Origin of the sequence: Celeribacter sp. PS-C1, from assembly GCF_019429625.1 — a bacterium.
GTDB lineage: Bacteria > Pseudomonadota > Alphaproteobacteria > Rhodobacterales > Rhodobacteraceae > Celeribacter.
This window is the reverse complement of sequence record NZ_JAHXRW010000001.1, coordinates 144,733-171,501: the sequence shown is the minus strand read 5'-3', so window position 1 is coordinate 171,501 and position 26,769 is coordinate 144,733. Positions and strand designations below refer to the sequence as shown.

Below are 26,769 nucleotides of genomic sequence, written 5' to 3'. Positions count from 1 at the left end.
TCGGTCCTTGCAAAATGAAGTTCGCGGCTTTGTATCAGGTTGCCGGGCCTGCCTCAATGGCGAGTCCAGCCTGACGGGCCTTGATCGGGCTTGTTTTGATCTACCTCTTCCCATTCCCCATCGATGATATGGGGATCACGCGGAGTGCCATGGGACGGATCATGAGTTTGACGCATGTTCTGTTGTCCCATGGTAAAGCTCTGAACCCTCACGCGTTTGCGCAGCTCTTTCAGCACGAACATCCGAAACGCGGGCACCAGCAACAGGAACCCCATGGCATCGGTAAAGAACCCGGGCGTCAGCAAAAGCGCGCCAGAAAACAAGATCATCGCCCCATGCGCCAGAGGCTCGGACGGGTCATTCAACTCGGAAAAGGACTGACGCAATTGTGACATTGCCAAAGCCCCTTGTTGGCGCACCAAAGCGGTGCCCAAAATGGCGGTCACAATGACGATCAAAAGCGTCGGCCAAAGCCCGATCAGACCGCCAACCTGAATGAACAGGGCGATTTCAATGATCGGAACAGCGACAAAAAGGGCGAAAAGCCACATGAGAAGTCCTTTCTATTCTTGCCCCCACAGGTAGACTTGGCGGGGTGCGTCACCTACATAAGGTCGGAACACTGTTATTTCTACGTTTGAACGGAGATCGAACGCCGATGGGGAATTCCCTTCTTTCCATTCTTGTCCTCGCGGGCATTGCCATTTTCCTGATCCTGCGTCTGCGCAGCGTTTTGGGCACTCGCGAAGGGTTTGAAAAGCCGCGCGCAGATTTTCCGGGGCCTGAGGACGCCACGAAGGTCAAACGTGATTTCGAAGTCATTGAGGGCGGCGTGGATCATGACATCATCGACAATGTCGAGGCGGGAACCCGTGCCGCCGACAATCTCGCCGCGATCAAACGTGTCGACCCGAATTTCAACGTCGGCGAATTCCTTGCCGGTGCTCGCGGTGCCTATGAGATGATCCTCATGGCCTTCGAGCATGATGAACTTGAAAGCATCAAACCGTTCCTCTCCGAAGACGTTTATGAGGCCTTCTCCTCCGTCGTTGAGGATCGCCAGTCCAAAGGTCTGACGATTGAGAGCCAATTCGTGGGCCTGCGTGAGCTTCAGATCATCGACGCCGATTTGGATCGCGCCACCGACGAGGCTGAGATCAAGATCCGCTTTGTTGGCGAAACCTCCTCCGTCGTGCGCAATGTCGAGGGCGAGATCGTTCAGGGCGACCCCAAAGCGATCAATCGTCAGAAAGACATCTGGACCTTTGCACGTCACCTGAACAGCGACGATCCGAACTGGCAGCTTGTCGCGACCGGTGCCTGATGTGGAGAAAGCTGGCGCGTGCGGCTGTTGCAGCCTTGCTGGCTTTGAACGCGCCGGCGGCATCTTCGGATGACATGATGGTGCGTGTCCTCTCTTTCGATGACCTACCCGGATGGGCCGCGGACGATCACGCCGCGGCTCTTTCCGTTTTCCGCGAGACCTGTGATCTGATTGATGGTCCGGAATGGCCGCAGCTCTGTGCCTTTGCGTCGACCACCGATGAGGCACGGAGTTTCTTCGAACTTTTGTTTCGACCGGTCCTGATCGAAGATGGTGCCGAGCCTTTGTTCACCGGCTATTTTGAACCGGAACTGCGCGGTTCTCGGTTCCAAACCGGACGGTATCGCTATCCCGTCTACCGCATGCCTTCAGATGTCGTCTCCGGCGAAGCCTATCTGGCGCGTCAGGACATTTCCGACGGGGCACTTGCTGGACGCGGGCTTGAAATTGCCTGGGTCGATGATCCGGTGGAGTTGTTTTTCCTCCAAGTGCAAGGCTCCGGTCGTATCCGTTTGGAAAACGGCTCCGTTATGCGCATCGGCTATGCGGGTCACAATGGCCGCAATTACCGCTCTATCGGGCAGGAGTTGATCCGGCGCGGTGTCTACGACGCGCATCAGGTCTCTGCCAAGGTGATCCAGAACTGGGTGCGCCGCAATCCGGTCGAAGGCGAGGCGCTTTTGAACTTTAATCCCTCCTATGTGTTCTTCCGCGAATTGCCGCGTCTGCCCGCCGAGAAAGGCCCAATCGGGGCCATGCATCGGTCTATAACCACGATGCGCTCCATCGCGGTCGATCCTAAATTCGTGCCCTTGGGGGCGCCGGTTTGGATCGAGAAAGAGGGCGCAGAGCCCCTGCATCGTCTGATGATCGCGCAAGACACCGGCTCCGCCATCAAAGGCGCTCAGCGGGCCGATATTTTTTTCGGCACGGGGGACCTTGCGGGCGATCAGGCCGGGAAAATTCGCGATCCGGGTCGCATGGTCGTTCTTTTGCCGATCCAGCTGGCCTATGCCTATGAGGAAAGGGCAGAAGGGTGAGCCGGCGCAAGAAAACCCTAAGCGAAGAGGACAAGGGTCTGTGGAATGCCGTGAAAAAGACGGCAAAACCTCTGCACATCTCGAAAGCCCCTGCGCCCTTGGCCCGTCCAGAGAAACCGAACCTGCCGAAACCCACCGCACCGATTGTCCGAGAGCCTTTCGATTTCGATCTGGAGATTGGCAAACACGCCACAAGTCGCGCGATAGGCCACGATCTTGCCCCGTCCATCTCGGACCGGTTGGCGCAAGCCCCGCTCAGGATGGATCGCAAGAAATTCGGTAAAATGCGCAAAGGTAATCTCGCGCCCGAAGGTCGGATTGATCTTCACGGCATGACGATTGCTCAAGCGCATCCGGCGCTTACGCGTTTTATCCTGAGTTCCTGGGCGATGGACCGGCGTCTGGTTTTGGTGATCACCGGTAAGGGCAAACATCGCGACGACGACGGTCCCATCCCTGTACGCAAAGGCGTGCTAAAGCATCAGGTCCCGCATTGGCTCCATATGGCGCCATTGCGGGATGCGGTGCTTCAGGTCACTGAGGCCCATCTCAAACATGGCGGCACAGGCGCCTATTACGTCTACCTGCGCCGCAAAAAGTGATTAGAGCATATAGCGACTAACATCCGCCGCCTTGGCCATCTCATCGACATGGGCATGAACATAGGCGGCATCGACTGTGATCTTTTCGCCGGGCTTGTCGGGTGCTGCGAAAGACAGCTCCTCAAACACCCGCTCCATGATCGTATAAAGCCGCCGCGCGCCGATATTCTCGACCGAACTGTTCACATCGGCGGCCAGTTTCGCAATCGCTGCGATCCCATCCTCGGAGAAAGTGACTTCGACCTCTTCGGTCTCCATCAGCGCCTTGTATTGCAGGGTGAGCGCATTGTCGGTTTCGGTCAGAATGCGGACGAAATCGCCCTCTTCCAACGCCCGCAACTCCACACGGATCGGCAAACGCCCCTGCAATTCCGGCAACAAATCCGAGGGTTTAGCTATGTGGAACGCGCCAGAGGCGATGAACAGGATGTGATCCGTTTTCACCGGGCCGTGTTTGGTGGACACCGTGGTGCCCTCAATGAGTGGCAACAGATCGCGCTGCACGCCTTCACGTGAAACATCGCCGCCACGGGCCTCTTGCCGGGTGCAGACCTTGTCGATCTCATCAAGGAACACGATGCCGTTTTCCTGTACGGACTCAAGCGCCACACGGGTCACGGTTTCATCGTCCAAAAGCTTGTCGGCCTCTTCGCCAATGAGCACATCGTAGCTTTCGGCGACGGTCATTTTCTTTTTCACCGTGCGGCCACCAAAGGCCTTGCCGAAAAGATCACCGAGGTTCATCGCCCCGCCCATTTGCGGCTGGCCGGGGACTTCGAACATGCCCATCGGCATCGCGCTGTCCTGAAGATCAAGCTCAATCACCGTGTTGTCCAACTCGCCGGAGCGCAGTTTTTTGCGGAACATCTCGCGGGTTTGCTCGCGGGCGTCCGAGCCAGCGATGGCTTCGATCACGCGCTCTTCGGCGGCCTCTTGCGCTTTGGTTTTCACATCGTCGCGCATATGTTCGCGGGTCTGAGAAATCGCCGCATCGACGAGATCGCGCACGATTTGTTCCACATCGCGACCGACATAGCCGACCTCGGTGAATTTTGTGGCTTCAACCTTGATGAACGGCGCCTTGGCGAGTTTGGCGAGACGACGGGAAATCTCCGTCTTGCCCACGCCGGTCGGCCCGATCATCAGGATGTTTTTCGGATACACTTCGTCACGCAGATCATCGGACAGCTGCTTGCGCCGCCAACGGTTGCGCAAGGCCACGGCAACGGCGCGTTTGGCGTCATTTTGGCCGATGATAAAGCGGTCCAGTTCGGAGACAATTTCGCGGGGGGTCAGGTCAGTCATTTGCTAATCTTCTCAACCGTCAGGTTGCCATTGGTGTAGACACAGATGTCGGAGGCGATCTTCATCGCGTCGCGTGCAATGCTTTCCGCGTCTTTGTCGGTTTCCATGAGACCGCGCGCGGCCGCGAGCGCGAAATTCCCGCCCGATCCAATCGCTGCGATGTCATGCTCGGGCTCCAAGACGTCCCCTGCTCCGGTCACAACCAAAAGCGTGTCGCCATCCGTGACGATCAACATGGCTTCGAGTTTCGACAGGTATTTGTCGGTCCGCCAATCTTTTGCCAACTCGACACAGGCGCGGGCCAATTGCCCCGGGGTGGCCTCCAATTTGGTTTCAAGCCGCTCCAAAAGCGTGAATGCATCTGCGGTCGATCCGGCAAAGCCGCAAACCACGTCCTGCCCGCCCGGAGACAACCGCCGCACCTTGCGTGCCGTGCCTTTGATCACGGTTTGGCCAAGACTCACCTGACCGTCACCGGCCACAACCACTTCACCACCGCGCCGCACGCCGATGATCGTCGTGCCGTGCCAGCCGGGAAATTCTTCTTTCGACATAAGAGGTCCTTTCGCTTGGCAATCTATATGAGGGCGCAATGGGTCGGGTGCAACCATGGGGACTGAGCGCGCATGAAAAAGGGCGCCACATTGGGCGCCCGAATTCCTATTCTCTGAGGCCGGATCAGGCTTCTTCGTTGATCCAGTTGGCCAGAGCCGCTTTGGGGGCCGCGCCGATTTTGGCAGAGGCCACTTCGCCGCCTTTGAACATGAACAGCGCCGGGATCGAACGCACACCGAATTGAGCCGGCGAGTTCGGGTTCTCATCGACGTTCACTTTGACGATTTTAACTTTGCCGTCGAGTTCCTCGGACAGTTCTTCGAGGGACGGGCCGATTTGTTTACACGGGCCGCACCATTCCGCCCAGAAATCGACAACTACGGGGATGTCGGATTCGAGAACTTCGGTGCTGAACGTGTCATCGCTGACTTTTACAGTTGCCATGGGGCTTCTCCTGAATTTTGTACTTGAGCGAAAACCTATGCCTCTGCCCCTGACGGGTCAAGATGTGGCGGTGCGACCCAGTGCGCTCATCACGATGTCGAGAGGTACAGGACAAAGTGTGGCCGTCTTGGTCCAAAGAAGCGCCACTTCGATTTCACGCTCGGGGTAGATTTCCTGACAGGCCTGCGCATAGGCGCCGAGTTGGCGCAAAAGACCCTCTGGAATATCCTCGACACGCTCCGGGATCACGGTGTTGGATTTGTAATCGACGATCTGGACCTTTTCGGGTGTGATGATCAGGCGGTCGATGATGCCTTGAATGATCTGGTCGCCCAGTTTTGTGGTGAGTGTGGCAGTATAAGGCACCTCGGACAGCGAATTCGGGCCGAAGACCTCCCACTCATAGGTTTGATTGAGAACGCCGAGAGCCTCATCCATCAGTTCCGGAATTTCGCTCTCAAGTGCGGCGTCCTCGCCCGTGGAGAGCACAAAACGAGCCACCTCTTCGCGACGCTCTTCGCTGACTTCCGGTAAGATTTCGATCAGCTTGTGAAGCTGGCTACCGCGTCGCATCGCCGCCTCCTTGTCGAGACTGGATTCTTCCCCTGCAAGCGCCTTGGCGCCACCGAGGTCAGACGGCGAGATGCGCTTTGCTGTCTCGGAAGGTGCCTCGGCAGGCTTGTGAGCCCACTCCGGCAGGATATGGTTGCTCTTCTGAGCGGTGGTCTGCGGGACGGAGGCCTCTGGCCAGTCGCCGATGGCGTAGCGCGTGCCCATGAACCCGGCGAGTTCCAGGTTTTCAGTCTCAAGCTCACCCACCCCGTTTTTCACCAAATCGTACCACGTTCCCAGTGTATCCTTGCCTGCTCCACACACGATCAGCCATTTTTCGGCACGGGTCATTGCCACATACAAAAGGCGCCGATCTTCCTCCAGATCACGCATTTTGAGCTGGTTTAGGGTCTCTTTTGTCAGATCGGACCTTTGACCTGATGCGCCTTTCCAAACGATCTGACCTTCTTGCGGTGTGATGAATTCATCCCGCGTTTCGCGCAGCGTTTTCAGCGTGTCAGGCAGGATTACGATGGGCGCCTCCAACCCTTTCGAGCCATGCGCGGTCATCACCCGCACGAGGTTCGAGTTTTCATCGAGCACGCGTTTGAGTTGGATGGTTTGGGACTCGAGCCAGGCGATGAAGCCGGTCAGGCTGGGCGTCTCGGAGGTCTCGTAGTTGCGGGCCTGATGCAAAAGTGCATCGAGCCCGTCTTCGGCCTCTTTACCGAGTCGCGCGATGAACTTCCGCCGGCCCTCATGACGGATCAGAACCCGTTCGATCAGGTCGTAAGGCCGCAAGAAATCAGAGGTTTGTCGCAGGTCTTCGAGAACCGCATAGGTCTCGGGCCATTCTTTGCGCCGCTCATAAAGCGATCGCCAAAGTGTAATTGTCGTCCGACCATGTGCGAGCTGATAGAGGTCTCGTTCCGACCAATTAAACAGCGGCGATTTCAGCGTTTCGGCGAGCGCCAGATCGTCGTCCTGCAAGGACAAGAATGCGAGCAGAGATCGCAAGTCTTTGACCGCCATTTCTTCGCCCAATGTCATGCGATCGGCGCCGGCGACAGGAATGGCGGCAGGGTGGGATTTAAGCTCCTTGAGGATCAGACGGAACAAAGGGGACCGCCTTTGAACAAGAATCAAAATATCACCGGGTTCAATCCGCCGCCCTACCCCGTTTTTTTCAGGAATAGAGCCATGTGCCAGCTGTTCGGCCACGAAATTAGCGATCCGTTTTGCAAGTCTCGGGTTCGGCTCCTCCGGGTGGATCACATCAATCGGGTCTTCCCACCGACTTTCCTCTTTCTCGCGCTCTTCCTTGTCTTCTTTCGACAGGTCTTCGGGCTCTTCCAAAGACCAAAGGTCCACTCGCCCCGGAATGTCGTCAAAGAACGCGATATGCTCCGGGATACCTCCGACGCCCTCGCCATTGATCGCCGCAAAAACTTTGTCGGTCGCCGTCAAAATGGCAGGCGAAGAGCGGAAGGAATATTGCAGCGAGAGGTCTTGAAGCGGCTGACCGACGGCATTCAAACGCTCGCCAAAATGCGCTTTCATCTCGTCAAAAGCGTCGGGTGCGGCGCCTTGGAAGGAGTAGATCGACTGTTTGTGATCGCCAACGACAAAGATCGTCCGTGTGACGTCCGCCCGCGCGCCCTCGCCCGCTGTGAACTCTCCCGCCAAAAGTTGCACAACGCGCCATTGATCGGGGCTGGTGTCTTGGGCCTCATCCACAAGGATGTGGTCGATCCCGCCATCGAGGCGATACAGCACCCATTGTGACACATTCGAGATCGACAAAAGATCTTTCGCACGGCGGATCATGTCGTCGAAATCCAACAGGCCAAGCTGCGCTTTGCGCTCCATGTAGGGCGGCAGGATTTCTTGCGCAAAGCGATGAAGCGCAAGTGTTTTGCGCGCGTCTTTAAGACCAAAGAGATGCGGTCGCACCGCCTCCACACGCTTCATAAAGGCTTCGAGCCGATCAAAAGCGCCCGGATGTGCATCGATCAGTTTTCGTGTCGGCAGGCTTGAGTGTTGGGCGTAGAATTTTGAGCCGAGTGGATTTGTCTTGGCCTTTTCACCGGCCAAAAGCTTGTCACACAGGCTTTCGACCAAGTTCAAACCAGGCTCTAATCCAGCCCAATCTCGGAAAAATACGGCGGCTTTCTGATCTGCCGCGCTAGAGCTTTCCATCAAGGCTGCGCAATCAAGCAACATTTCTTTTTCGCCGCCGAGAAAGACATCGCTCAAGAGCCGTGCTTCGTCATAGCCTTCTGGGAGTGAAAACCAACGCCAAATGTCAGCCTGCTCGGGATAGTGCAAAAACTGATCGCGTTTGGCGACCACACTGAGCGCCAAATCCGTGAGATCAAGATCACTGACATAAAGCGCAACATCATCGATGACATCTCGGCGTGGCCCAAGAGCGATGTTTTCGACAATCTCCGACACCATCCGTCGGGACTGGCGTTCGTCCATTTCCTTGAATTGCGGCGACACGCCCGCCTCAAGCGGAAAGCGCCGCAGGAGCGCACTACAAAATGAGTGGATCGTCTGGATTTTCAGCCCGCCCGGCGTCTCAATCGCACGAGCAAACAAGGTGCGGGCGTGTCGCAAAATCTCGGAATCAAGCTGCTTTTCAGGTGAAAGAGTCTTGAGCTCTTCGATCAACTCCGCATCCGGCAGCATCGCCCAATCACCCAGCCGTTTGAACAGCCGGTTCTGCATCTCTGCGGCGGCCGCCTTGGTGTAGGTCAGACAGAGAATGTGCTGCGGCGGCGTGCCGTCGAGCAACAGGCGCGCCACGCGATCTGTCAGCACCTTGGTCTTGCCCGAGCCCGCATTGGCCGACACCCAAGTCGACATATCGGGACGTGCCGCCATGAGTTGGCGACGGGTTGCTTCGTTCATCGCGGTCATTCCAAATCCTCCGGCACAGGCGTGTCGGCGTCGGACCATTCCCCGTAGCGGGACAGATGCTCGAAATCCGTCTCAAAGCGCACGGTTTTCATCATCCGCCGCGCGGAATAACCGAGTTCGGGGTCGTCGTAAGAGCGGATCAACTGCACCAGCTTTTCTTTGACCTCATCAATGTCGGCGGGCTCAAGTTGTAGGACGGTTTCCGAAAGTGTGTTGTTCAACCCGAGATAGGCCACCTCGGACACGCGCCCCATCGGCACATTTTCGAATTTGCCCTCTTCCATCATCGCCGCTTCCAGATGAAGTTGAATGTTGAAGATTTTCGTCTGCTTTTCTGTGGGCGGCGAACCGGATTTATAGTCGTAGATGACGAAAGTGTCGTCCTCTTTGCGATCAATCCGATCAGCCTTGCAGGTCAGCGAAAAGTCCACCTCGGACAGATGCATCGCACCTTTTGCCTCAATTCCAACAGGCTTACCTTTGGCCAGTCGTTCACGCTCCCGCGTAACAAGCCCATCAGCAATGCGCCTCACACGGCCGAGCCAAACCCGACGCGCGGAGGGCCAGGATACCTCGCGCTCCAAAACCTCTTCGGCGACCGTCAGAAAACGAGCCAGTGCTTCCTCATGACTTTCCTCGCCGATTTGCGACAGATAGCTCTCCATGATCGCATGGAGCGCCGTGCCTCTTTCGCGCACATCGGGCTCTCGGCTCAGCGGATCGAGTTTGTTCAGTCGCAAAATACGGCTGGCGTAGATGTCATAAGGGTCGCGGATCAACGTCTCGATCCGTGTGACCGACAGTTGCCGTGGACGCGCTGCAACGGGCGGACGCGGGCTTGGGCGTTTGGCGGAGGGTAGCGTAAACTCCGGCTTGTCCAAATGTTCCGCCAACACAATCCAGTCCGAGCCGCGCGTGCGCATGTTTTTCAAAGCCTCTCGGCCTGCGTCAGACATGCCAGCCATGAGGTTTGTCAGCCGAATGAGCCAGCGGGAGGCAACGGTTTCCGCCTCCGCATCGCGTTTTGCTCGGGTCAGGATGACCTCGGGCGCGGCAATGGCTTGCTGAAAATCATGGGCGGAAAGGCCAATGCTTTGTTCCGGGGACAAAAGCCCCGCTTGGCGCCTCATATCGCGGCTGAACCACGGGTCCTGTCCGACGCTTTGCGGCCAAATGCTCTCGTTGAGACCGCCCAAAATAACCAGATCGGCACCGAGTGCGCGTGCTTCAAGCGTCCCCCAGATCATCACTTTTGGATGTTTGGGAGATGGATCGCGGACAGTTTCGCGCCCTAGAATAGCACGGAAGAGATCCCCGAACTCCATACTTGTCATCGCGCCCGCGTGGTCTGCTTCGCGATAAAGCCCCTCAACAACGCGCTTTGCCTCGCGCCCTGCGTGTTGTGCCCAGAGTTCACGATCATCGGACGATTTCGGCCCCATAACCAGTTTCGAACTTAGCGTAATAAGACGATCCAGGTGCACGCCGAGCGAGCCGTTCGGAGCCTCATGAAAGTGTTCACTTTGATCCGCAACCCACCCGGCCCAAGCCAGTCGGGCGTCTTTGTCGTCTTTGTCTTCGCCAGATTTGATCGCCCAATGCAAAAGATCTTCGCGGGTCGGAAAGGCAAGCGACTTTCGCCGCAGGTGAACCTCAAGTTCACGCGTCCACAGAAGGTGAAAACCTCGCGCGTCATCTTCCGGCGCGCCTTCCTGAGTGCCGCGCGCACAAAGGGGGTGCTTTAACAAAACCAACAAATCCTCGGAGGACAAATTGCGTCCGATAAGTCCAACCACATGGCGCAAAAGCCGTCCCGGAGGCGTTTGGTTGAGCGGAACACCCGCGCTGTCGTCCGGTACGATATTCCACCGTCCCAAAAGTGCGGTCACACGCCGCGCCAGATCGCGATCCGGCGTGACGAGCGCGGCGGTTTTGCCGTCATGCACTGCGCGGCGAAGGACGAGCGCAATCGCATTGGATTCAAGCCGCATGTCCGGCGCTTCGATGAGGGACAGATGCTTCGTCGCCTCTTCGATTCCCTGAAACGCCGGCCCTTCTTTCATCCACTGATCGGTGATGGGTGCTGGGCGCAATGCGAGCGAAACAAGTCGGTTTCGGCTCTGAATTTCCTGTGTGTCGGCGTCCCATCTCTGGATGCGATCTGGCCTAAGGCCCAAACGATGCGCCATCCGCGCCATCCGTTCTTGAGGGTGCTCGACGGCTACACGGTCTTCGCCATAAATCTGTCCCCAAACCTCGGACGGCATATCAAAGTCAACACCCGGAAGGATCACCGCCCCATTCGGGAGCTGGGCCACCAAGGACATGAAACGCGCCGTCATGCCGCGTGAACCGGTGGAGCCGACGATGAGAATTGGATGATCCGGCGGCGTTGTGGCCCACGTTTTTTCAAGGCGTTCGATGACAACCCGCAGACGATCCTCGCCGCTCAACTCTGTAGCGCCGTCATCTGCAAAAAGTCCGAACAGAATTGAGAGGAACTGAAGCGATTTTTGCCAGTGGCCAGAGGCGTCTGGAACTTTCAGGTTTTGAATGTCTTCGGGCTTTACGCCTTCGTCCTGCATCTCGGCAAACAGAAGCGCGAGGCTGTCCGACAGATCGAAGACCGAGGAGCGTGTGGCGAATTGTGGCTCTTGTTTTAGAAAATGGGAAACGAGCTGCGCTAACTCAAGTCGACGTCTCAGCCCGCTGATCGGGACCGGCAAATCCATAAAGTCATGATCCATGCCGAGATGAGACAAAAGACGCAATTTCGGCAGAAACCGGGTCGATCCGTCCTCGAATGCTTCTTGGATTTCCTTCTTCATCCGAGAGGTATTTACGAAAATCTCGGTCCGGGCGAGCATGTCCGGCGGCATGTCTTTCAGCCGGGCGAGAAGTCCGTTTTTGATCGCGGTTGGATAATGCGCACCACATGGAACGCCGAAAAGTTTGGGGCTTCCGTCGTCAGTGAACATCAGCAGTCCTTCAACATGGTTTCGGCAATCGCGATGCCGTCAGGGTGTCCGACATCGCACCAATGGCCGCTATATTCGACGCCATAGATGCGGCCTTGGGCAAACAAGTCTTCCCAAACGCGATTGAGAGAGAAATGCGTTTCCTCGACGGCTGCTACGGGAGCCGTTTTCAGAATTTGCATGCCGGTGTAGATGTAGCTTTGTCCTCGGCGGAGTTGACCGTCGGTGGTAAGCTCGAAATCACCGGAGCCAAGGTGCGCATGCGCCTGCGATTTAGGGACCACCAAAAGGAGCGCATCCATTTTCTCAGGGTCCCACGCCTTGGACAAAATGTCAGCCGCGGTTGGCCCTTTCCATACGGCATCCGTGTTCATCGTGAAAACCGCATCACCCTTGAGGAAGGGAAGAGCGTTCTTCAGCCCACCACCGGTTTCCAAGAGGGTTTCTTCGAAAACAGTCTCTAATCCAGCTGAAGTCAGGTATTTATCCAGAGCATCGGGAAGGTAGTGAAGATTGGCCACGCGGATCGCGATATCACCGAGTTGCGCCAAAGCATGATCGACCAAGGGTCGACCAGCCACCTCAATCATGGGTTTGGGGCGGGTTTCAGTTAGGGATTTCATCCGCGTACCGCGACCGGCACAAAAGATCATTGCAGAGTTGGGATTGTACCGCATTTGTCCTTGAGCGTTTGAAGGGCAGAGGGAGTGGGCTCGGGGAGATGAGCGCGCAGAAGTGTTGCAAGCTCCTGAAGATCGGGGTGGTCCAGATCACGTTGAAGATGACCCCAAACTCTCGGGATCAAATCGACATAGCTCGGGCGCCCGAAATGAAGCGACATGCGCGCAAAGACCATTAGAATGCGCAAATTACGCTGAACGGAACAAATTGCCGCTTCGCGTATGAAATCAGACCGTTCTAGGTCCATTTGATCGCAGAAGCGCTCCACGCAACGGTCGCGGATGACCTCGGGCACATCGCGCCGGGCGTCTGTGGTGAGTGAAATCAAATCATAGGCGACCGGGCCGAGCATCGCGTCTTGAAAATCAAGCTGACCCACGCGGGACGCGCCTTCACGTTCGGGCAACCACAAAAGGTTTTGCGCGTGGTAATCGCGCAGGATTGTGACGCGCTTCGTGCCGAGACTGTCGATCAGGGGGTGAAGCGCGGCCCGCGCGGCTGCCGCCTCATCCGCCATATCGCGACCGACAATGGGTTCTGCATACCAACGATAGCAAGACAGCGCGAGATCGGCCATGCGGGGAACATAGTCCTCCAGCCCCTGCATGGGCTCAGCGGAGCAAAGGGTGACAAGTGCATCAACGGCCGCATCGTAGAGCGCGGGTTCGAGATCAGGGGTTTGCGCACAGACCTGATCATACAAATCAGTGCCGAAGTCTTCGAGGATGAGGAAACCGAGCTGCTCATCTGAGGCATAGATTTCTGGGGCAGAAAGGCCAATATGCCGCAAATAGTCGGCAACTTTCAGGAAAGGCCTTACATCTTCGCCCGCGTCTGGCGGGGCATCCATCACAATGGCTGTGTGACCAGATCTGCCATCCATCAATCGATGGTAGCGACGGCGGGAGGCATCACCGGCAAGCGCGACAGATCGCGATCCCGCCCAAGTGCTGTTTGCCACGAATGTTTCGAGAAGTTGAGCGCGATCTGTCGTTGTATTGCGCGCGTCAGTTTGAGTGCTCACGGAGGTCGGCCTTTGTGTCAGACAGTTGGTGTCTGACTTTAGGCCCCCTCACAGTGGACACAAGGGGGAGAAGGTTTCCGGCCCAGTTTACAATTCGGCAAACTGCGTGTCGCGCGCTTGCGGGCGAGGGGGTGGACGGAGTGCGCTTGGCCGCTCTTCTGGCAAGAAGCCGATGAGGGTTTGTCCGGACGGCAGAGGAACGAAGCGGCAATTCAATCGACGACCATCCCAAAGGCGTGTTTGGCTGATCCATTCGGTGCGCTCGCCAGCGCGGCTGACAAAATCGCGAATTGTGCCCCATATAGGGGTCGGGGCACATTTTGCATGCCAAATACGGGTCGCATCCGTGATGCTGGTCTCGTGAATGCCTTCCATTTGCTCAACGCGCCACAGGTTTGTGTAGGCGGAGTTTGCCATGATCAGCATGCCTTCACTGGAAAACACGGCGATGGCTTCAGAGAGACTGTCCAGAACCGCCTGCCCGGTTTCGATTTCAGAGCGGAACCGACGAGTTAGAGACATTTCGGCAGAGATGTCTTCGAACAGAAAGGCAATCGCGCCATCGGGATGCGGACGTCCGGAAATCCGATATGTCATGCCGCCTGGAAGGGTCCAGACCTCTTCGTAGGTGCCATCTTCGGCAGCATTTTCCAATGCGGCCATCTCCTGACGCCAGGATTTGTAATCTTTCGGCTCCGGCATCATCTGTCTGTCACGCAAGCGATCCAAAAACGATGTTAACGCCGGACGTGTGATTAGGAATTCGGCGGGGAGCGACGTCAGATCCGTTAACGCCGGATTGAAAAGTGCGAGCCGACGATTGCGATCAAAGACAGCCAAACCGATGGTAAGGTGGGAAAAGGTTTTGGTCAGCGTCTGGGTGAACTCGCGCAGCGTTTCTTCGGCCTTCACGGTGCGATCCGCGCTACTGCCGGCATAGAGATAGTCCTCACCGACTTTAAAGCGATAGATGTCATACCAATGGGTATCGCCCGCCTTGTCCTTGAGGCTGAGACGACGGGATTCATTGAGGTCGGCACTGGCCAGCAGATGGGTCCCGAACAACGAAGCGGGCGGCCAGCATGGGACTTCGCCCTCTTCGGAAAGGCTGTCGGCCAAAGAGATATACGCGCTATTCGCCCAGCTGATCGTGCCATCTTCAAGCTCGCGCCAAACAAGGAAGGGCACGTTTTCAGTGGTCGCACGCAGTGTTTCCAGCTCCTGCTCCATCGCCATGAGAGAATGGCGATCCATGTCGATATGACTGTGCTCAGTTTCGTGATCGAGTAAGGTGATCCGCGCTAAGCCATTGCGCCATTCGCAATTGAGAGCCGTACTCCCGTCGCGGGATTCCAAAGTGATTTTGCCGCGTTCCGCCAGCTCCGCGATCTCATGCGGAAGCGTTGGGAATTTGGTAATCAGAACGGACAAAAGCCGCGACCAATCTGAGCCGACATCGACGGCAGCGGCCATGACGCTCTGTGCGGAAGAGGTGGCGTTGACGAGGTTTTCGTCGTCGAAAAGAAAGACGATGTCATTGTCCTGAGTTTCGAGCGCAATTGCTTTTTCCTCCTCTTGGCGACTGGCCAGCCACGCGAGGCTGTAGAGCACAAGGAAGGCGACGCCGAGACTGCCGGCGAGCAGGATGGCCAAGGTGATCAGGAGGTCGAACGACATGTGATTCCCATCAAAAACGACGCGTTTTGCGATGAGAGGAGTGTGAGAAACTTTAGTTAACGCTCCGTTAAGCCAGGCCACCAAACCCAGTCGTCGCCCGCCAACTTAGACCGTGAAGGGGGTATTTTCTCCTAAGGCCTTGTTTTGTTCTCCCTCCGGGACACTGATGAGGTCCCGGTGCCAGTTCAGCTCGACGATGGCGCCAGAGCGGCGCCCGGCATGGATATGGTGATCGTGGCGATCGGAGCCATTCGCAAATGTGATCTCCGCCCCCATACGCTCAAGCAGTGTTTTGGCAATGAAGAGCCCAAGCCCCATGCCTTCGTATCCGGGACGTTTTTCCACCTCTTTTTCAGAGCGTTTGTGGCGCATGAACGGATCACCAATACGGCCGATGACAGACGGCGGAAACCCGGCACCGTCATCGATAATCCGAAGCGTGATGCGCCGCTTGCTCCAAAGAATGTCGACCCAGACGGTGGTCTCGCAAAAATCCACCGCATTCTGAATGAGGTTGCGCAGCCCGTGAATGATTTCCGGCTTGCGATAGACATAGGGCTGATCTGATCCGTCTTCCGATCCCAAAACTTCGAGATTGACGGTTTTTCCACGGCTGGTGTGGGGCTGCGCAGCTTCTTCGATCACGGCCTGCAGCGGCGCAAAACGCATGTGGAGATCGTCTTTTCCCGCCTGCCCCATTGAATGCAGGATGTCCCGACACCGATCCGCTTGTTCGTTGATCAGTTGGGCGTCTTCGCGCAAAAGTTCTTGGTCCTTTAGATCGTCCACCAATTCGCTGGAGACGAGTTTGATCGTCGCGAGAGGGGTCCCCAACTCATGCGCAGCAGCCGCCACAACACCACCGATGTCGGTGAGTTTTTGTTCGCGGGTGAGGGCCATCTGGGTGGCCAGAAGAGCTTGTGACATCGTGTGAATCTCCGAGGTCACGCGCCAAGAGAACACCCCCAGAAACAGGATGCCGATAACGATACCGGCCCAGTTCCCGAACAGAAAGATGTTTGGGATGATCAGCTCGGCCCCATCCGCCATATGCAGAGGGATATGATAGATCGCCAGAAGCGTCACAAAGGTGATGGCGATGGCACCGTTCAAAATCGAGGATTTCGGGCGCAAAGCAGAGGCGGAAATCGACACTGGAGCAAGGATCAGCACGGAAAACGGGTTCGTCAGACCGCCCGAGAAATACAAAAGGCAGGACAACTGGGTGATGTCGAACAAGAGCATCAAGGTCGCGCCGCGTTCGCTCAGCCGCGTGTTTTCCGGGTAGACGAAACTCGCGACGATATTGAGGATCACGGACGCGCCGATGACGATGGCGAAAAATCCGATCTCCAAGTGAAGGTTAAAGAGAAAGATCGCGACAAGGATGCTGGCGATCTGACCAAAAATAGCGATCCAGCGCACAGCCACCAAAGTGCGCAGGCGCACCCAGTCGGATCGTCTTTCGACAGGTATCAGATCGTCTTTGGTTTCAAACATGCGTGTAATTGACCTTCTGCGGCATTAAGACCCTTGTGTCATCCTTTTGCAATTGATCTGAGGGGCGGAGCAAATGCAAAAGGCTATTCGCGGGCGCACATCACGCCGCAAGAAGGCGATCAAGGCACTGCGTACAGGAGGATGAACATGTCTACGAAATCCATTGCCATTGTGGCGACAGTCGTGATGGCCGCAGTGATTGGCGGAAGTGCCTGGTTTGTCAGTCGTCCGACTGGAGACGATGCTTTCGCGCAGTGTCGGGCGTCTGCGGTAAGCGGAGGCGCCGGTGCGATTGGTGGACCTTTCGAACTTGTCCGAGAAGACGGTGTGACCGTCACCGATCAGGATGTCTTCACCAAGCCGACGATCCTCTATTTCGGCTATACATTCTGTCCCGATGTCTGCCCGCTCGACAATATGCGCAACGCGGATGCGCTGCGGATTCTCGACGAGCGCGGCTATGATGCGCAGACGGCTTTCATCTCCATCGACCCGGAGCGCGACACGCCTGAGGTGGTCAATGAATTCACCTCGCTCTTTCATGACAATATGATCGGCCTCACCGGCTCGCCGGAACAAGTGAAAGCGGCCTCGATGGCCTACAAGACCTATTATAAGAAACAGGAAGACGGTGATCCGGAATACTACCTCGTCGATCACTCAACGTTCACCTATCTTGTGTTCCCGGAGATCGGCTTTGTCGATTTCTTCAAACGCGATGATACACCGGAACAAATGGCCGATCGTGTGGCCTGCTTCATGGATGCCGCTGAGTAAAAGTAGGGTAAAAATTGACCCTTCCTTAGAGGCGTTCTAAAACACATCTGAATTATCAGATTTATGCGATGGCGGGAGATCCGGGATGGACGCGGACGAGATTTTGGAACTGGGCGCAGATAAGTCGCTTTTGTTGGTCGATGACGACGAACCGTTTCTGCGCCGCCTTGCGCGCGCTATGGAGAAACGCGGCTTCGATGTCGAAATGGCCGGTTCCGTCGCTGCGGGCAAAGCCATCGCCACCGCCCGTCCGCCGGCCTATGCCGTGGTCGATCTTCGGTTGGAAGACGGCAATGGCCTCGATGTGGTCGAAGTCCTGCGTGAAAAGCGCCCGGATAGCCGGATCGTCGTTCTGACCGGCTATGGTGCCATCGCGACCGCTGTCGCAGCGGTCAAAATCGGCGCGACGGATTATCTGTCGAAACCTGCCGATGCGAATGACATCGTGCACGCGCTGGTCTCCACGGGCGATGAATTGCCGCCGCCGCCAGAAAATCCGATGTCCGCCGATCGTGTGCGTTGGGAGCATATCCAGCGGGTCTATGAGCTTTGCGACCGCAATGTTTCGGAAACTGCTCGTCGTCTCAACATGCACCGCCGCACGCTTCAACGCATTTTGGCGAAACGCTCGCCGCGTTAGACTCACTGCGCTAAAGCGTTTTTCGTTTAATCTGAATCGGATTGAGCGGAAAATGTTGCCACACTGAATTGATATTGCTGCGTTTCTCAAAAATTGAGTGCCTCAAGTTTTTGAGAAACGCTTTAAGTGGCGCTGGGCGCGAGTGTCTTGAGCCAGTCGATGAACACACGGGTGGAGGTGCGTTGAACGCCCTTCGGTGTGGCTGCGTAATAGGTGAAACTCTGGCTCAGGTCATAGGGCAAGCGAACCAAAGCGCCGCTCGCCAGATCGTCGCTGACCGCGATCTCTGAGACGAAGGTCAATCCAACACCGCGCATCACCGCCTGCACGCTTTCGGCCTGCCCCTCGATGTAAATCGCGGGTAGGCGCTCGGGATCTAACCCGCATTCACGGCAGAGATCATCGTCATTGTATTGGGTCCGTGATTTGATCCAGGGCATGGCGCTAAGCGGCAAGGCGTGAACGTTGCCACCATGTTTGTTGATCAGGATTGGACTTGCGACAAGAATGACGCGGGTGGTCCAAAGGTGTTCGACATCAAGACCCGGCCAATCTCCCTTGCCGGTTCGAATCCCCAAATCGAAGTGCTGACGTTTCAAGTCATCGACAGAGCCGGAGGGGGTCAAGGACACCGGAATATCCGGGTGTGCGTCCCAGAATTGGCCCAGCCGCGGGATGATGAATGCGTAGGACAAAGCGGGCGTGCAGGTGACGCGCAATCCGCGCGAGGCAGGCGTCCCGCGCAGGCGCTCGATCCCGTCGGCAATCGCTGAAAACCCTTCTGACAGCGAGGTCGCCAAGTGATGACCGGCCGGCGTCAGCCCCATCCCACGTCCCTCGCGTTGCAACAAGGTGAGGCCAAGCTCTTTCTCAAGCGCGCGCACCTGCTGCGTGATCGCCGCGTGCGTCACGTTCAGCGCGACGCCTGCCGCCGTAAAGCTGCCCAGACGGGCGGTGGCCTCAAAGGCCCTAAGGCTTGAAAGAGAAGGAATACGGCGCCAGTCAATCTCGGTCATATGTTAGATATTCTTACAGTAGGAAAAAATCCATGAGTGGGATGGGTCAAATATAGTTGGTAGATCACCAATATGTCGAGCTTTTCGGGAGTAAACCAATGTTACACATAATGGCCACGGAACTGATGTCTGCACGGGATGCAACCTCTCCTGAGCTGTATCATCGCCGTGCTTTTATGGCCGAACAGCGCCGTGCGAAACGCGCTGCCCGCACCGCATGGTTTGCCAAGCTGAGGGCGTCGCCCGAAAAGCTCGGCGTTTTTTCACAGGTCAAAGTGCCGCCATCAACGCCGCATGGCGTGCGGTAAAGGCTGTGCGCGTCTCGACCGGCGGGCGTAGGTGAAGTTTCAGGTCGCCGACCAAATCGGGGTTCATTTTGCCGAAAAGCTTGTTGCTTTCCTCGACTGAAAACCCGGCAATCTGAGTGGCCTCCAGCCAAGCCGATACCTTATCCGCCTTTTTGATTTTTTTCTTGATCGTCACTGGAATTTTCGCCGGGAGGCCAAAGCGTATGTGGATCGCGGCGGTCAGCCGGTCGTCCAGTTCGCCATAGTCGGGTCCGATCGCGGCTTTGACTGGTGAAATCATATCGCCGATCACATATTCCGGGGCGTCATGCAAAAGTGCCGCGAGCTGCCATTTGATGGGCTCACTTGGGTAAAGCCTACGAAAAATCTCCTCGACCAGGATGGAATGTTCGGCGACCGAATAGGCGTAATCGCCCGAGGTCTGCCCATTCCAACGCGCCACAAAGGCCAGACCATGGGCAATATCCTCGATCTCGATGTCCATCGGTGTCGGGTCTAGCAGATCAAGCCTGCGACCGGAAAGCATTCGTTGCCATGCGCGAGTTTGCGAGCGGGTTGGGGCCATGTCGTCCTCAGTTCTTTTTCGATGCTTAGGTAACCCCGCCTTAACGGCGTTTCCATGTTTTTTCCGGTCTTAATCCGAAATCAATGGCTCTGCGTTGTAAGGACAGGGCCAAGCTGATAATCAGCGCCCAAGTTAACCATGTTATGCAGGAGCCACGATCCATGGCCACCGACTATATCGTCAAAGACATCTCTCTCGCGGATTTCGGGCGCAAAGAGCTTGATATCGCGGAAACGGAAATGCCGGGGCTGATGGCGCTCCGCGAGGAATATGGCGCAAGCAAACCGCTCAAAGGTGCGCGCATCGTCGGCTCTTTGCACATGACGATCCAGACGGCTGTTCTGATCGAGACGCTGGTCGCACTGGGCGCGGATGTGCGCTGGGCGTCATGCAACATCTTCTCGACGCAGGATCACGCCGCGGCGGCGATTGCGGCGGCGGGAATTCCGGTCTTTGCCGTGAAGGGCCAAAGCCTTGAAGAACATTGGGATTATCTCGATAAATCCTTCCAATTCGCCGATGGTCCGAACATGATCCTCGACGATGGTGGCGATGCGACGCTTTATATTCTGCTTGGCGCGCGTGCCGAAGCCGGTGAGGATGTGATCGCGGTGCCGACGTCTGACGAAGAGGTGGTGATCAAGGCGCAGATCAAGAAACGCATGGCGGAGACCCCCGGTTGGTTCACCAAGATGCGCGATCAGATCAAAGGCGTGTCCGAGGAAACCACCACCGGCGTGCACCGCCTCTACGATCTGGTGAAAAAGGGTCAACTCCCCTTCCCCGCGATCAACGTGAACGACTCGGTGACCAAGTCGAAATTCGATAACAAATACGGCTGTAAAGAATCGCTCGTTGACGGCATCCGTCGCGCGACCGACGTGATGATGGCCGGCAAAGTGGCTGTCGTCTGCGGGTATGGCGATGTGGGCAAAGGCTCGGCGGCATCCCTGCGCGGCGCTGGCGCGCGCGTGAAAGTGACCGAAGCCGACCCGATCTGTGCGCTTCAGGCCGCGATGGACGGCTTCGAGGTTGTGCTTCTCGAAGAGGTTGCGGGTGACGCAGACATTTTCATCACCACCACCGGCAACAAGGACGTGATCCGCATTGAACATATGCGCGCGATGAAGGATATGGCCATCGTCGGCAACATTGGCCACTTTGACAATGAAATTCAGGTCGCGGCCCTCAAGAACCACAAATGGACCAACATCAAGGATCAGGTGGATATGATCGAAATGCCCTCGGGTAGCCGGATCATCCTCTTGTCCGAAGGGCGTCTGTTGAACCTCGGCAATGCGACCGGCCACCCGTCTTTTGTGATGTCTGCTTCCTTCACCAACCAGGTGCTGGCGCAGATTGAGCTTTGGACCAATGGCGAGAGCTACGACAACGATGTCTACATCCTGCCGAAGCACCTCGATGAAAAAGTCGCGCGACTGCATTTGGGCCGTATCGGCGTCAAGCTGACGACGCTGAGCAAGGAACAAGCCGATTACATCGGCGTGTCGGTCGAAGGCCCGTTCAAGCCGGAGCATTACCGCTATTAAGGCGCTCGCCTGATATGAGCGAGAAGAAGCCATATGAAACGCCATCCGCAGGAGTGTGGGTGGCGTTTGCTTTTATTATCTTGAGTGGTTTGGTGTATGTCGGATGGCAGCTTCTGACGTTGCCAAGCTCGCCTGTGCCGCGCGGCTGGAATCCCCTTTTGCCGCTTCAAGTGCAAGACGAGCTAACTCCGTTCACGAAAATGAAGCTGGCTCGGGCGGAAAGCTCACTGGACAGCTGTCTTGCTGCGCTTGATGGAGGTGCAGAGGTCACTGCAATGTCTCCTCTGGAGGCATCTGGTGGTTGCGGGATTGAGGATCGAGTGACGCTCTCAACCGTTGGAAAAAGCCGCATTGACCCGCTGCAAACCAGTTGCGCCATTGCGTTACGTATTGCGCTGTGGGAGCGCCATGGTCTGCAACCTGCTGCCGATGAGATTTTTGGCGAGACCGTTGGCGTTTTGCGCCAGATCGGCAGTTATAATTGCCGTGCAATCCGCACGCCGAACGGCACCTCGTCGCGACTGAGCACGCATGCGACGGCTGAGGCGATTGATATTACAGGGTTCGACCTTTCGGATGGAATGCAGATACGTTTGATTTCCGATTGGGACGGGGACCCGCAAAAATCGGCGTTTTTGCGTGCTGCGCGTGAAAGCGCCTGCGCATGGTTCGCGACAACGCTTTCGCCGGAGTACAACAGCCTTCATGCCGACCATTTTCACTTGCAGTCGCGCGGCTGGGGCGCCTGTCGTTAAAGCGTTTTGTTCAGGGAAATACAAAACGCTTTGGTTGCGGTGAGAATTGGTTCAAATTTGTCCTTTCTTCACTTCGGATATGCCACTACCGTTCCCTCAGGCCAGAATTGGGCCAAATGATGATGTTGTTAAAGGACAAGGTTGGAGACTTCGAATGGGAAAACGTGACGAGCTTATCGCCAAATATGCCGAGGATCTGAAAAGCAAATGCGGCATGGAGCCGGATATGGAGCTTTTGACCAAAGTGACCATCGGTTGCGGCCCGGCGATTTACAACGACGATGCCTCCACGGTGGCAGCCTCTCAAGAGAGCGAGCTTGAAACCGTCAAGAACAACTTCCTCATCAAGAAACTCGGCCTCGCAGATGGTCCTGAGCTGATGGATGCGATCAAATCCGCGATCGATACCTACGGCCAGTCCGAGCGCAACAAATACCGCGCCGTGTTCTATTACTTGCTGGTTAAGCATTTCGGTAAAGAGGCCGTCTATAGCTAAGACGCTATCAGTACTTTGGAATTCCTAAGCCGCCTCGCAATTCCGGGGCGGCTTTTCTGTATCGAAACTGTGATGTGTTAAGCGGAAGTTTCAAAATCACTTCCAACCCGAATTACTTCGGATTTGCAGGGAATCGAGAAAATCCTTAGGTTGAATTTACCGGCTAGGATGGACTGGACCCTTTAAAATTCGAACACGTGTGGTGCTAGGGAGCACGTGGGGTGGTGGAGGGTTCCGGGGGGTCGGAACCCTCCTTTCATTTCAGAGCATCGACATCAGGACGGATCGGTATCGCCGAGTTCGCAAATGATCTTCCATTCGTCGTCTGTAACGGGCTGAACAGACAAGCGGCTGTTGTTCACCAAGACCATATCTTTGAGGCGCGGGTCGTCCTTGCACATTGCAAGCGTCACCGGTTTCGTGAACGGACGCACCGCCTTGATGTCCACACATTCCCAACGCGGATCATCGGCTTTGCTGTCTGGATGCGCCTCGGCACAGACTTCGACGATGCCAACGATCTCGGTTTCCTTGCGCGAATGGTAGAAAAAACCGCGATCACCCAGCTTCATGGCTCGCATATTGTTGCGCGCTTGGTAGTTGCGTACGCCGTCCCATTCCTCACCCGCGTCGCCTTTCGCGACCTGCTGATCCCAAGACCACACTTCTGCTTCGGATTTGAAAAGCCAGTAGGTCATCCGCCAATCACCTGTTTCCAAGCTTCAATCCGAACATCCGAAAAAAGTCCTGCCTTTGCATAGGGGTCATTTGCCGCCCAATCTTGTGCGGCGGCCATATCGTCGACCTCAATGATCACCAGCGAGCCATACATTTCATCCGCATCATTCAAAAACGGACCAGCATGGACGACAACGCCACAGCCCTTGAGATACTCGACATGCTCCGCCCGCGTATCGAGACGGATTTGCAAGGCGCCGGGTTTGTCGGTGCAAATGACAGCGAATTTCATAGGTTATTCCCTTTTCAATGGGCGGGAGAGCAACATCTCCACCGCTTCGGATATGGACACGGCCCCGTTTATAATCTGGGTGACCGCGCTTGTAATCGGCATATCAACACCAAGGGATTGAGACAAATGCACAACGGCCTTCGCGGTCGCGACGCCCTCGACGGTGATGGTCGGATCGATTTCCATGCCCTGCCCCAGTTTGAGCCCATGCGAATAGTTGCGGGATTTCTCAGAGGTGCAGGTCAGAACCAGATCGCCAAATCCCGCAAGCCCCGAGAGTGTTGCTGGATCAGCGCCCAGTTTGAAGGCAAGTCGCTGCATTTCGGCAAACCCTCGTGTCATTAAAGCGGCGCGTGCACTTTCGCCAAATCCCGCACCGATGGCGAGGCCACAGGCGATGGCAATGACATTCTTGAGCGCGCCACCGAACTCGACCCCCAAAGGATCGAGGCTGGAATAAAGACGTATATTGTCGGTGCTTAGGCTCGTTTGAAGCGCAGCAACACGCTCTTTGTCCCGCGCAGCCAATGTCAAAGCCGTGGGCAAGCCGTCGGCAATATCCACGGCAAAGGACGGCCCGGACAGAATGGCGACCGTCGCGCTGGGCACGGTGTCTTTGAGAACCGCGAGTGGTCCGCGATCAGAAGAGAGATCGACACCTTTGCAGCAGGCCACGAGCGTTTTGTGCTGGAATAGGGTCTTATTTGCCTCCGCAAACGAGGCGAGTTTTTGCATCGGCACGGCAAGCAGAAGGATTGGAGTCTCAGTGGCTCGTGCGAGATCGGCGGTGATGTTCAAGCGATCCGGGAAGGGCTTTCCGGGCAGTCGCACCGCATTTTCGCGGCGCTTTTGCATGTCTGCTGCTGCCTCCTCAGAGCGCGCCCAAAGCAGCACATCACGACCGGATCGGGCGAGAGAAATGGCCAGGGCCGTCCCAAATGCACCGGCGCCAAGGACCGAAATCTCACTCACGACCTGTCTCTCCCCACGGTTATTGCAAAGCCTGCAAGTGGCGAACACTGCGGCACATGTTGTTCAACCCATGTTTGGGAGTTATCACCGTGAGAGGAGCCAGACAATCCCGAGACCGATTTTGACCTCAACCGTTCTGATCACACGCCCGAAAGAGGATGCACAACGTCTTGCGCAGACGCTGGAGGCTTTGGGGTCTGATGTTCGGTGCATCATCGCGCCGGTGATGGAGATCGTTGAAACGCCCTTCGAGCTCCCGAAACAGAGTTTCGATCATCTTTTTCTGACCTCTCGACATGCTGTCCCGGCCGCTTCTCCCTTTCGGGGCGTTCCGACCTATTGTGTGGGCAAAGCCACGCGCGATGCGGCGATTGAAGCGGGTCATGACATTCGCGGAGTCTTTCCCAACGCGGATGATCTTGTTGCGTCCCTCTCTGAGCATGTAAGCGGGCGTGCCCTGCATTTGCACGGACGCCATACCAGAGGCGAGATTGCAAAACGGCTGACTTCGGCTGGATTAGAAACGAAATCCTCTGTCGTGTATGAGCAAAATCTAAGGAAATGGAGTGCGCAGGAACGGCAAATCATTTTGGCCGAGCCATCCCTCATCCTGCCACTTTACTCGCCCCGATCAGCCTCGCTCACCGCAAAGCTTCTTGGAGATTTCAAGGGCGATTTGACCCTTATCGGCCTGTCGCAGGCTTGTCTCGACGCGTGGGATGGCCCTGAGACCGTGAAAGCTTTCTGCGTGGATCACCCTGACGGACAGGCCATGAAGCAGGCCATTGCGTCGCAGCTTGTGGGATCACCGCTTGAGAGGGGCGGTCGCAGGGTCTAGGCTCTGATTATAAATGGAAGAATAGGTTCTGGATTCGAAAGGTGGATCTCGTGTCAGGTGATAAGAAAACCCCGCAGGATGCTGCGAGTGACAAAACGGAAACCTCACAGGATCAGGATGCCGTGACTGTAGATGTTGCGGAGGAGGCCCCAAACACTGACCTGACGTCAGAGACGAAAACCGAAGAGCCAGTCGCTGAAGAGATCGAAACCGCTGACGAAACGGAAGAGACCTCACAGGAACCTGAGCCGAGCGAAGAGGCCGAAGCGGCGGAAATTTACTCGGTCGACGAGACCAAAGAGGAGAAGCCGGAGGTCACACCCCCTGCCCCTGTCACCAAGGTCGAGAAACGCGGCGGCTTTGTCCCTCTGGTTCTGGGTGGCATTGTTTGTGCGGCGCTGGGCTACGCAGGCGCTCAGTTCCTGAAACCAAATGGTTGGCCCTTCCCCGGCACGAATACCGAAGAGCTGACTCAACAGATCACTGCTCTCGAAGGACAAATCAAAGACCTACAGACGGCGGCGACGCAACGTGCAGAAGCGCAGCAAGCCGCGTTGGCCGATCTCGAAACCCAGATCGCTGCGCAAGACAACTCGGGACAATACGACGCGCTCGCTGATCAGCTTGCGACATTCGAAGACCGGATGACCCAGATTGAGGCCCGCCCCGTGGCTGAGGCCGTTGTCTCCCCCGAAGCCACCGCAGCCTATGAACGCCAACTGACGCAAATGCAGGACCTACTCAACAGTGAGATCGCCCGACTGGAAGAGGCCAAGGATCAAGCCGTGGCCGAGGAAACCGCAGCGCGGATTTCTACGGCAAAGGCACGGCTGCAAACCTTGGTCGATGCGGGCGAACCCTTCGCACAGGTGTTGTCCGAATTTAACACCGATGTGCCCGAGGTTTTACGACAGGCGGCCGCGGACGGCATCCCAAGCGTGACATCTCTCCATGAAGGCTATGCCGAGGCGGCACGTGACGCCTTGGTGGCCTCCTCGCACGCGGCTTATGAGGCGGGTGACCAGAACTGGTTCCAGACTGCGCTTCAAACCCAAATCGGATTGCGATCCACCAAACCGAAAGAGGGTGATGATGCCGATGCGATCCTGTCGCGTGCTGAACAAGATGTGCGCGATGGCCTCTTTGCCAAGGCGATCACCACACTTGAGGCCCTGCCCGAGGAAGGCAAAGCCGAGATGCAGGGTTGGATTGCTGACGCTCAGGAACGGGTGGATGTGATGACGGCCCTTGATGAATTTCTTGGTCAGTAAGAAA

26 protein-coding genes are annotated in these 26,769 nt (G+C 56.5%); 11 read left to right on the top strand and 15 right to left on the bottom strand.

Annotated elements, in window-relative coordinates; translation table 11 throughout:
- Positions 1–53: 53 nt before the first annotated feature.
- Positions 54–551: an FxsA family protein gene (locus J5Y17_RS00830; protein ID WP_219783315.1), complete on the bottom strand. Its 498-nt coding sequence runs from the start codon at positions 549–551 to the stop codon at positions 54–56.
- Between the two features lie 107 nt (positions 552–658).
- On the opposite strand from J5Y17_RS00830, the gene J5Y17_RS00825 reads away from it, so the two are divergent.
- Genes J5Y17_RS00825 through J5Y17_RS00815 form a run of 3 tightly spaced genes read left to right on the top strand, consistent with a single transcriptional unit; the run spans position 659 to position 2,966 of the window.
- Positions 659–1,324, top strand: coding sequence for a Tim44/TimA family putative adaptor protein (locus tag J5Y17_RS00825; protein ID WP_219783314.1), 666 nt, complete (start codon positions 659–661; stop codon positions 1,322–1,324).
- Positions 1,324–2,364 (top strand): murein transglycosylase A, encoded by a 1,041-nt coding sequence (locus J5Y17_RS00820; RefSeq protein ID WP_219783313.1) that lies wholly within the window; start codon positions 1,324–1,326, stop codon positions 2,362–2,364. The genes J5Y17_RS00825 and J5Y17_RS00820 overlap by 1 nt, the downstream gene beginning before the upstream one ends.
- The gene (locus J5Y17_RS00815) at positions 2,361–2,966 is read left to right on the top strand and encodes a Smr/MutS family protein (RefSeq protein ID WP_219783312.1); all 606 of its coding nucleotides are present in this window, start codon (positions 2,361–2,363) and stop codon (positions 2,964–2,966) included. The genes J5Y17_RS00820 and J5Y17_RS00815 overlap by 4 nt, the downstream gene beginning before the upstream one ends.
- Here J5Y17_RS00815 and hslU read toward each other — a convergent pair whose 3' ends face one another.
- The 9 genes from hslU to regB form a co-directional block, all read right to left on the bottom strand.
- Positions 2,967–4,271 carry an ATP-dependent protease ATPase subunit HslU gene (hslU, locus tag J5Y17_RS00810; RefSeq protein ID WP_219783311.1) on the bottom strand — a complete coding sequence of 435 codons (1,305 nt, stop codon included), beginning with the start codon at positions 4,269–4,271 and terminating at the stop codon, positions 2,967–2,969.
- Positions 4,268–4,825: an ATP-dependent protease subunit HslV gene (gene hslV / locus J5Y17_RS00805; protein ID WP_219783310.1), complete on the bottom strand. Its 558-nt coding sequence runs from the start codon at positions 4,823–4,825 to the stop codon at positions 4,268–4,270. The genes hslU and hslV overlap by 4 nt, the downstream gene beginning before the upstream one ends.
- 124 nt (positions 4,826–4,949) lie before the next feature.
- Complete coding sequence (gene trxA / locus J5Y17_RS00800; protein ID WP_219783309.1) at positions 4,950–5,270, bottom strand: thioredoxin; 321 nt, start codon at positions 5,268–5,270, stop codon at positions 4,950–4,952.
- A 57-nt stretch (positions 5,271–5,327) separates the two neighbouring features.
- Positions 5,328–8,747 (bottom strand): double-strand break repair helicase AddA, encoded by a 3,420-nt coding sequence (gene addA / locus J5Y17_RS00795; RefSeq protein WP_219783308.1) that lies wholly within the window; start codon positions 8,745–8,747, stop codon positions 5,328–5,330.
- Entirely contained in the window at positions 8,744–11,725 is a 2,982-nt protein-coding gene (gene addB, locus J5Y17_RS00790; RefSeq protein WP_219783307.1) for a double-strand break repair protein AddB, read from the bottom strand. Before addB ends, addA begins: the two co-directional genes overlap by 4 nt.
- Positions 11,725–12,348 carry a nucleotidyltransferase family protein gene (locus J5Y17_RS00785; RefSeq protein WP_370628799.1) on the bottom strand — a complete coding sequence of 208 codons (624 nt, stop codon included), beginning with the start codon at positions 12,346–12,348 and terminating at the stop codon, positions 11,725–11,727. The genes addB and J5Y17_RS00785 overlap by 1 nt, the downstream gene beginning before the upstream one ends.
- Positions 12,349–12,374: 26 nt before the next feature.
- Positions 12,375–13,430, bottom strand: a complete 1,056-nt coding sequence (locus J5Y17_RS00780) for a phosphotransferase (RefSeq protein WP_219783305.1) — start codon at positions 13,428–13,430, stop codon at positions 12,375–12,377.
- 87 nt (positions 13,431–13,517) lie between these two features.
- A complete protein-coding gene (locus J5Y17_RS00775; protein ID WP_219783304.1) occupies positions 13,518–15,107 on the bottom strand; it encodes a PAS-domain containing protein in 1,590 nt (529 codons plus the stop codon).
- A 105-nt stretch (positions 15,108–15,212) separates the two neighbouring features.
- Complete coding sequence (regB, locus tag J5Y17_RS00770; RefSeq protein ID WP_219783303.1) at positions 15,213–16,607, bottom strand: sensor histidine kinase RegB; 1,395 nt, start codon at positions 16,605–16,607, stop codon at positions 15,213–15,215.
- Between the two features lie 147 nt (positions 16,608–16,754).
- Here regB and J5Y17_RS00765 point away from each other — a divergent pair, with 147 nt between their 5' ends.
- Together J5Y17_RS00765 and J5Y17_RS00760 are read left to right on the top strand one after the other, a co-directional pair.
- Positions 16,755–17,384 (top strand): SCO family protein, encoded by a 630-nt coding sequence (locus J5Y17_RS00765; protein WP_219783302.1) that lies wholly within the window; start codon positions 16,755–16,757, stop codon positions 17,382–17,384.
- Between the two features lie 85 nt (positions 17,385–17,469).
- Positions 17,470–18,024: an ActR/PrrA/RegA family redox response regulator transcription factor gene (locus tag J5Y17_RS00760; protein WP_219783301.1), complete on the top strand. Its 555-nt coding sequence runs from the start codon at positions 17,470–17,472 to the stop codon at positions 18,022–18,024.
- A gap of 122 nt (positions 18,025–18,146) precedes the next feature.
- On the opposite strand, the gene J5Y17_RS00755 is transcribed toward J5Y17_RS00760, so the two are convergent.
- Positions 18,147–19,040, bottom strand: coding sequence for a LysR family transcriptional regulator (locus J5Y17_RS00755; RefSeq protein ID WP_219783300.1), 894 nt, complete (start codon positions 19,038–19,040; stop codon positions 18,147–18,149).
- Between the two features lie 98 nt (positions 19,041–19,138).
- Between J5Y17_RS00755 and J5Y17_RS00750 the strand changes: the two genes are divergently transcribed.
- The gene (locus J5Y17_RS00750) at positions 19,139–19,348 is read left to right on the top strand and encodes a hypothetical protein (RefSeq protein WP_219783299.1); all 210 of its coding nucleotides are present in this window, start codon (positions 19,139–19,141) and stop codon (positions 19,346–19,348) included.
- Here J5Y17_RS00750 and J5Y17_RS00745 read toward each other — a convergent pair.
- Complete coding sequence (locus tag J5Y17_RS00745; RefSeq protein WP_219783298.1) at positions 19,311–19,913, bottom strand: HD family hydrolase; 603 nt, start codon at positions 19,911–19,913, stop codon at positions 19,311–19,313. The two genes, J5Y17_RS00750 and J5Y17_RS00745, sit on opposite strands and share 38 nt — an antisense overlap.
- A 161-nt stretch (positions 19,914–20,074) precedes the next feature.
- Between J5Y17_RS00745 and ahcY the strand changes: the two genes are divergently transcribed.
- The 3 genes from ahcY (at position 20,075) to J5Y17_RS00730 (ending at position 22,714) form a co-directional block, all read left to right on the top strand.
- Positions 20,075–21,463: an adenosylhomocysteinase gene (gene ahcY / locus J5Y17_RS00740; RefSeq protein WP_219783297.1), complete on the top strand. Its 1,389-nt coding sequence runs from the start codon at positions 20,075–20,077 to the stop codon at positions 21,461–21,463.
- A gap of 14 nt (positions 21,464–21,477) precedes the next feature.
- The gene (locus J5Y17_RS00735; protein WP_219783296.1) at positions 21,478–22,218 is read left to right on the top strand and encodes an extensin family protein; all 741 of its coding nucleotides are present in this window, start codon (positions 21,478–21,480) and stop codon (positions 22,216–22,218) included.
- A gap of 154 nt (positions 22,219–22,372) precedes the next feature.
- On the top strand, positions 22,373–22,714 hold the full coding sequence (locus J5Y17_RS00730; protein ID WP_219783295.1) for a DUF2853 family protein: 342 nt from the start codon (positions 22,373–22,375) through the stop codon (positions 22,712–22,714).
- A 275-nt stretch (positions 22,715–22,989) separates the two neighbouring features.
- On the opposite strand, the gene J5Y17_RS00725 is transcribed toward J5Y17_RS00730, so the two are convergent.
- From J5Y17_RS00725 to J5Y17_RS00715, 3 genes are read right to left on the bottom strand one after another with little or no spacing between them, the layout of a single operon-like run.
- Entirely contained in the window at positions 22,990–23,412 is a 423-nt protein-coding gene (locus tag J5Y17_RS00725) for an EVE domain-containing protein (RefSeq protein WP_219783294.1), read from the bottom strand.
- Entirely contained in the window at positions 23,409–23,684 is a 276-nt protein-coding gene (locus J5Y17_RS00720; RefSeq protein ID WP_219783293.1) for a YciI family protein, read from the bottom strand. The genes J5Y17_RS00725 and J5Y17_RS00720 overlap by 4 nt, the downstream gene beginning before the upstream one ends.
- Positions 23,685–23,687: 3 nt before the next feature.
- Entirely contained in the window at positions 23,688–24,656 is a 969-nt protein-coding gene (locus J5Y17_RS00715; RefSeq protein WP_219783292.1) for an NAD(P)H-dependent glycerol-3-phosphate dehydrogenase, read from the bottom strand.
- Between J5Y17_RS00715 and J5Y17_RS00710 the strand changes: the two genes are divergently transcribed.
- Together J5Y17_RS00710 and J5Y17_RS00705 are read left to right on the top strand one after the other, a co-directional pair.
- A complete protein-coding gene (locus J5Y17_RS00710; protein ID WP_370628798.1) occupies positions 24,538–25,494 on the top strand; it encodes a uroporphyrinogen-III synthase in 957 nt (318 codons plus the stop codon). The two genes, J5Y17_RS00715 and J5Y17_RS00710, sit on opposite strands and share 119 nt — an antisense overlap.
- A 50-nt stretch (positions 25,495–25,544) precedes the next feature.
- Entirely contained in the window at positions 25,545–26,765 is a 1,221-nt protein-coding gene (locus J5Y17_RS00705; RefSeq protein WP_219783290.1) for a COG4223 family protein, read from the top strand.
- The last annotated feature ends 4 nt before the right edge of the window (positions 26,766–26,769 follow it).

Coding starts and splice junctions, on each gene's coding strand:
- J5Y17_RS00830 (WP_219783315.1), bottom strand. CDS start 551: ATGTGGCTTTTCGCCCTTTTTGTCGCTGTTCCGATCATTGAAATCGCC.
- J5Y17_RS00825 (WP_219783314.1), top strand. CDS start 659: ATGGGGAATTCCCTTCTTTCCATTCTTGTCCTCGCGGGCATTGCCATT.
- J5Y17_RS00820 (WP_219783313.1), top strand. CDS start 1,324: ATGTGGAGAAAGCTGGCGCGTGCGGCTGTTGCAGCCTTGCTGGCTTTG.
- hslU (WP_219783311.1), bottom strand. CDS start 4,271: ATGACTGACCTGACCCCCCGCGAAATTGTCTCCGAACTGGACCGCTTT.
- hslV (WP_219783310.1), bottom strand. CDS start 4,825: ATGTCGAAAGAAGAATTTCCCGGCTGGCACGGCACGACGATCATCGGC.
- trxA (WP_219783309.1), bottom strand. CDS start 5,270: ATGGCAACTGTAAAAGTCAGCGATGACACGTTCAGCACCGAAGTTCTC.
- addA (WP_219783308.1), bottom strand. CDS start 8,747: ATGACCGCGATGAACGAAGCAACCCGTCGCCAACTCATGGCGGCACGT.
- addB (WP_219783307.1), bottom strand. CDS start 11,725: ATGTTCACTGACGACGGAAGCCCCAAACTTTTCGGCGTTCCATGTGGT.
- J5Y17_RS00785 (WP_370628799.1), bottom strand. CDS start 12,348: ATGAAATCCCTAACTGAAACCCGCCCCAAACCCATGATTGAGGTGGCT.
- J5Y17_RS00775 (WP_219783304.1), bottom strand. CDS start 15,107: ATGTCGTTCGACCTCCTGATCACCTTGGCCATCCTGCTCGCCGGCAGT.
- regB (WP_219783303.1), bottom strand. CDS start 16,607: ATGTTTGAAACCAAAGACGATCTGATACCTGTCGAAAGACGATCCGAC.
- J5Y17_RS00765 (WP_219783302.1), top strand. CDS start 16,755: ATGTCTACGAAATCCATTGCCATTGTGGCGACAGTCGTGATGGCCGCA.
- J5Y17_RS00760 (WP_219783301.1), top strand. CDS start 17,470: ATGGACGCGGACGAGATTTTGGAACTGGGCGCAGATAAGTCGCTTTTG.
- J5Y17_RS00755 (WP_219783300.1), bottom strand. CDS start 19,040: ATGACCGAGATTGACTGGCGCCGTATTCCTTCTCTTTCAAGCCTTAGG.
- J5Y17_RS00750 (WP_219783299.1), top strand. CDS start 19,139: ATGTTACACATAATGGCCACGGAACTGATGTCTGCACGGGATGCAACC.
- J5Y17_RS00745 (WP_219783298.1), bottom strand. CDS start 19,913: ATGGCCCCAACCCGCTCGCAAACTCGCGCATGGCAACGAATGCTTTCC.
- ahcY (WP_219783297.1), top strand. CDS start 20,075: ATGGCCACCGACTATATCGTCAAAGACATCTCTCTCGCGGATTTCGGG.
- J5Y17_RS00735 (WP_219783296.1), top strand. CDS start 21,478: ATGAGCGAGAAGAAGCCATATGAAACGCCATCCGCAGGAGTGTGGGTG.
- J5Y17_RS00730 (WP_219783295.1), top strand. CDS start 22,373: ATGGGAAAACGTGACGAGCTTATCGCCAAATATGCCGAGGATCTGAAA.
- J5Y17_RS00725 (WP_219783294.1), bottom strand. CDS start 23,412: ATGACCTACTGGCTTTTCAAATCCGAAGCAGAAGTGTGGTCTTGGGAT.
- J5Y17_RS00720 (WP_219783293.1), bottom strand. CDS start 23,684: ATGAAATTCGCTGTCATTTGCACCGACAAACCCGGCGCCTTGCAAATC.
- J5Y17_RS00710 (WP_370628798.1), top strand. CDS start 24,538: ATGTCTGCTGCTGCCTCCTCAGAGCGCGCCCAAAGCAGCACATCACGA.